The sequence below is a fragment of the Nocardioides sp. genome (genome assembly GCF_047607365.1).
Taxonomy (GTDB): Bacteria; Actinomycetota; Actinomycetes; order Propionibacteriales; family Nocardioidaceae; genus Nocardioides.
Window position 1 is genome coordinate 1 of the sequence record NZ_JASGDD010000122.1, and the last position, 4,846, is coordinate 4,846.

The 4,846-nt window shown below is 73.3% G+C and carries 4 protein-coding genes and 1 pseudogene; 3 read left to right on the plus strand and 2 right to left on the minus strand.

Annotation, left to right across the window (positions count from 1 at the left end):
- Both QM572_RS09570 and QM572_RS09575 read right to left on the minus strand, forming a co-directional pair.
- Nucleotides 1-1,079 (minus strand): ATP-binding protein (locus QM572_RS09570; protein ID WP_415092445.1); only part of this gene is annotated, 1,079 nt, incomplete at its 3' end.
- 4 nt (nucleotides 1,080-1,083) lie between these two features.
- The gene (locus QM572_RS09575; protein WP_415092447.1) at nucleotides 1,084-1,215 is read right to left on the minus strand and encodes a hypothetical protein; all 132 of its coding nucleotides are present in this window, start codon (nucleotides 1,213-1,215) and stop codon (nucleotides 1,084-1,086) included.
- Nucleotides 1,216-1,421: 206 nt separating this feature from the next.
- Between QM572_RS09575 and QM572_RS09580 the strand changes: the two genes are divergently transcribed.
- From QM572_RS09580 to QM572_RS09590, 3 genes and pseudogenes are all read left to right on the plus strand, one after another.
- On the plus strand, nucleotides 1,422-2,516 hold the full coding sequence (locus QM572_RS09580; protein WP_415092449.1) for an HpcH/HpaI aldolase/citrate lyase family protein: 1,095 nt from the start codon (nucleotides 1,422-1,424) through the stop codon (nucleotides 2,514-2,516).
- Nucleotides 2,513-3,382: an HpcH/HpaI aldolase/citrate lyase family protein gene (locus QM572_RS09585; protein ID WP_415092451.1), complete on the plus strand. Its 870-nt coding sequence runs from the start codon at nucleotides 2,513-2,515 to the stop codon at nucleotides 3,380-3,382. Before QM572_RS09580 ends, QM572_RS09585 begins: the two co-directional genes overlap by 4 nt.
- Nucleotides 3,383-3,488: 106 nt before the next feature.
- Nucleotides 3,489-4,846: pseudogene (locus QM572_RS09590) on the plus strand (hypothetical protein); the annotation flags it as partial.

Here is a 4,846-nt window from a genome sequence, read left to right on the forward strand (position 1 = left end):
GTCCCGGACGCCGCGGGAGGCGAGGCCAGCGCGGCGGCGTAGCGCGCGTGCAGCCGCACGCGCTCGCCGGGCAGCAGGTCGTCGTAGACGGCCTCCGCCAGCAGCGCGTGCCGGAACCAGTACGCGCCGTCCCCGGCCACGAGGACGTGCGACTCGATCGCCCGCCGCAGCGCCTCGTCGAGCGCGGCGGCGGGCAGGTCGGTGACCGCCGCGAGGAGGTCGTGCCGCACCCGGCGACCGGCGACGCTCGCGGTCCGGACGATCTCCCGGCCGGCGTCGTCGAGGCGGTCCAGGCGCACCAAGAGGAGGTCGGCGAGCTGCTCGGGCATCCAGTGCCCGGGCCCGGTCGCCGCGCCGACGAGCTCCTCCACGAAGAAGGCGTTCCCCTCGGCCCGCGCGACGATGTCCTCGCGCTCGCTCTCGCCCAGGCCCGCGTCGATCGCCGCCACGAGGTCGCGGACGGCGTCGTCGCCCAACGGCTCCAGCGCGATCCGCTCGACCGCCGGGAGCCTGGCCCACTCGCCCGACTGCCGCCGCAGCGGGTGCCGGCGGTGCAGGTCGTCGGAGCGGTAGGAGACCACGAGCGCCGTCGGGCTCAGGAACGGCCGGGTCAGCAGGAAGGTGATCAGGTCGCGGGTCGACTGGTCGGCCCAGTGCACGTCCTCCAGGACGACCAGGGTCGGCGTCTGCGCCCCGGCCGCCGCCAGCAGGGCGTGTACGCCGGCGAAGAGCTGTGCCCGGTCGATCGGCGCGACCTCGGAGCGGCTCGCCGAGCGGAGCCGGGCGAGGGTGGGGTGCGCCAGCTCGACCCCGGCCACCAGCTCGGCATCGGTGACCGCGAGGCAGTCGAGGATCTCCGAGAAGGGCAGGTAGGGCAGGCCGAGATCGCCGAAGTCGAGACAGTGGCCGGTGTGGACCGCCCAGCCCCGGGCGCGGGCGACCTCGCCGAGCTCGCTCAGCAGGCGGGTCTTCCCGACGCCCGCGTCCCCGGCGAGCAGCACGTGCCGTTCCCCGAGCAGGCCGGTGAGCTCGGCGAGCTCCGCGTCGCGACCGACGAGGGTCCGGCTGGTCTGGGCCACACGGTCATGATCCACCACGGCGTCCGAGTCGCGGACGGCGTACGGGAAGGCGGGGGCGGCCGAGGATGCCGTCGCGGACGCGCTGCGCCTGCTCACGGTTGACGGCCCGGACATAGGCGGGGTCGAAGCTGCTCATGGCCTCCACGGTCGTCGTCTGAGGTAGTGCCGCACATCGGGCGATTGCCCTAGACGCGGCGCGGAGGCGCCTCAGATCACGCCGCCGTCCCGGACCGGTGACTCGCGGGCGCTGCTAGGTTGGCCCTTCGTGACTGAGCGAAGCGAAGGAACCAGACAACTCAGCGCTCGCGCCTCGCGGGCGCCCGGAGCGGAGCGAGGACGACCGTGAGCTACAAGAGTCCCAAGGACTTCTTCGCCCCGCTGGCCGTCGGCGCTCCTGCGCCGCTCCGCGAGATCCCGGCCCGGCCGAGCCGCGCGATCCACTTCTTCGACCCGTCGAACGAGAAGATGGCCGCCAAGATCCCGCAGATGGTCGGCACGGTCGACGTGCTGCTGGGCAACCTCGAGGACGCCATCAAGGCGGACAACAAGGAGGCCGCCCGCGCGGGTCTGGTGTCGATCGCGAAGGGCACCGACTTCGGCCCCACCCAGCTGTGGACCCGGATCAACTCCCTCGACAGCCCGTGGGTGCTCGACGACCTCACCACGCTCGTCACCGAGATCGGCGACAAGCTCGACGTCATCATGGTCCCCAAGGTGCAGGGCGCCGAGGACATCCACTACGTCGACCGGATCCTCGCCCAGCTCGAGGCCCGCGCCGGCCTCACCCGGCCTATCCTCGTCCACGCCATCCTGGAGACCGCCCGCGGCGTCGCCGAGGTGGAGAACATCGCCCTGGCCAGCCCCCGCATGCAGGGCATCTCGCTCGGCCCCGCCGACCTGGCGGCCGACCGGAAGATGAAGACCACGCGGGTCGGCGGCGGCCACCCCGGCTACCTCGTCCGCCAGGACCCGCCCAAGAACGACGTCGGCGTGGCCGACATCAACGGCCAGCGCGCGATCTTCCAGCAGGACCTGTGGCACTACACGATCGCCAAGATGGTCGACGCCTGCGCGGCCGCCGGGATCTACCCCTACTACGGCCCGTTCGGCGACATCACCGACGTCGTCGCGGCCGAGGACCAGTTCCGCAACGCCTTCCTGCTCGGCTGCGTCGGCACCTGGTCGCTGCACCCCAAGCAGATCGAGATCGCCAACCGGGTCTTCTCCCCCTCGGTCGAGGACATCAGGCACGCCCGCCGTGTGGTCGCCGCCATGGGCGACGGCACCGGCGCGGTCATGCTCGACGGCAAGATGGAGGACGACGCGTCGCTCAAGCAGTGCCTCGTGCTCGTGAAGCTCGCCGAGGAGCTCGCCGCGATCGACCCGAAGCTCAAGGAGACCTACGACGCGATCGAGATCGAGGGAGCGAGCGCATGAGCATCGACGCCACCTTCCGGCCCCGCCGGTCCGTCCTCTACATGCCCTCCTCCAACGAGCGGGCGCTGGAGAAGGCCAAGACGATCCCCGCCGACGCCCTCATCCTCGACCTCGAGGACGCCGTCGCCCCCGACGCCAAGGCGTCCGCGCGGGAGAACGCCGTCGCCGCGGTCGCCAGCGGCGAGTACGGCGCCAAGGAGCTGACCATCCGGATCAACGGCGCCGACACCGAGTGGCATGCCGACGACCTGCGCGCCGCGGCGGCGGTCGGCCCGGACGCGATCGTGGTGCCGAAGGTCAACAGCGCGTCGGCGGTGCAGTCGCTGGTCGCGTCGCTCCAGGCGGCCGGCGCTCCGGAGAAGACGAAGCTGTGGGCGATGATCGAGTCGCCGTACGCGATCCTGCACGCGGAGGAGATCGCCGCCGCCTCCGACCGCCTCACCGTGCTCGTGCTCGGCACGAACGACCTGGTGAAGGAGCTCTTCATCGACCACGTCCCCGGGCGTGAGCCGCTGATGACGTCGCTGCAGCTGGCCGTGCTGGCCGCGCGCGCGACCGGCAAGGCCATCCTCGACGGCGTCTACAACGACGTGAAGAACGAGGAGGGGTACGCCGCCGAGGTGCTCCAGGGCGTGCAGTACGGCTTCGACGGCAAGACCCTCATCCACCCCGCCCAGGTGCCCGGCGCGAACTCCGGCTTCGCGCCGTCCGAGGAGGCCGTCGCGAGCGCCGAGGGCCTGATCGAGGCGTGGAACAGCGGCAACGGCGGCGTGGTCACCTACAACGGCAAGATGGTCGAGTCGCTGCACGTCGAGTCCGCTCGGCGCACGCTCGCCATCGCCCGCGCCATCGCCGACCTGGGTTGACCGGCACTCGCCGGCCGAGGGCATGTCTCCTTTGTTCGGGGGGCATGTCTCTAGTCTGTTGCTCGTGACGCTCCTCACGGGACATCGTTGATCCCACGTGTCCCAGATGCCTGACGAGCGGGATCCGCTGAAGCCGTTCGCGGACATCCTCGACGTGTTCCGCACCATCGCGGTCACCGGCACCGTCGAGCCCGACCCGACCGCGGCATCCCTGGATCTCGACGCCATCCTCCGCGGTCCGCTGCCGGTCGAGGAGCCCGCGCCGCCCGCCCCGCGGGTCGAGGTCGCCCCCGAGCCAGAGCCCGAGCCTGACCCTGAGCCGGTCGACGAGATGGCGTCCCCGTCACCTGCGGCCGACGCCACGCAGGGGCAGGAGCCGGAGACGGTCGAGCAGCTCGAGGCCGAGTCGGAGCCCTCATCCGAGCCGGAGCCCGAGACGAACGAGGAGCCGGCGGCCGCACCGACGGCCGTGCCCGCGGCCGGCGGCCCCGCGCCGGAGGCGGTCGCCGGCCTGATCGACCTCCAGGCCATCATCGACGCCGCCTCGGCCGCGATCGCCGAGATCGACGGGGAGGCCCCGTCGACGCCGACGGCCACGGCGCCGCACCTGGACTCCGCCACGCTCGCGGCTCTGCTCGCCGGGCTCGAGGTGCCCACGGACGACACCGTCGCGACCGGGGCACACTCCACGCAGGTCGACGAGCCCGCCGCCGGGCTCGCCCCATCCACCGAGCAGGAACCCCACCTCGGTGGGGATGTCGCGGCGCCCGGGACCCCGCCCACCGACGAGAGCCCCACCGAGGTGGGGTCGGTGCTCGAGCCGACGGCGGAGCCCGCGTTCGCCGAGCCCGCTCCGGAGGCCGCCACCGGGCCGACCGGCGAGGCGGATCCGACCCGGGAGCCTCGCGCGTCCGTCGACGCGGCCCCGGAGCCCGACGACGGGGTCGAGCGCTGGATGCCCGACCCCGCCACGGACGCGGCGGCGGCCGTCGTGGCCGCGTTCGCGCTCCAGCAGGCGGAGCGTGCGGAGCTGGCCGCACTGACCGAGACGCCGGCGAGCCCGCCCGTCGCACCCGCCCCGAAGACCCCGAAGGCGCCCCGGACACCGAAGACCCCGAAGACCCCGAGGCCGCCCCGGACCTTCTGGACGCCGAAGAGGGTCGAGCCACTCGCTCCCCCCGAGCTCCCTGCGGAGGCCGAGCCCACGACGGAGGCCGAGCCCACGACGCCGGTCGAACAGGCCGAGCAGCAGACCCAGCAGCCGGCCGAGCTCGCGACACCGGTGATCGAGCCGGTGGCCGACGTTCCCGCGGACGTCGAGTCGCCTTCCGCCGGCGAGGTCGATCCCGCCGACGCGTCGCTCCCCCTCGACGAGGCAGTCGCCGTCGTCGATGCTCCCGCCGAGACCGCACCGACCACCGAGGCCGGCACCGAGGTCGCGGCGGCCGCTGAGGCCGCCGCGAC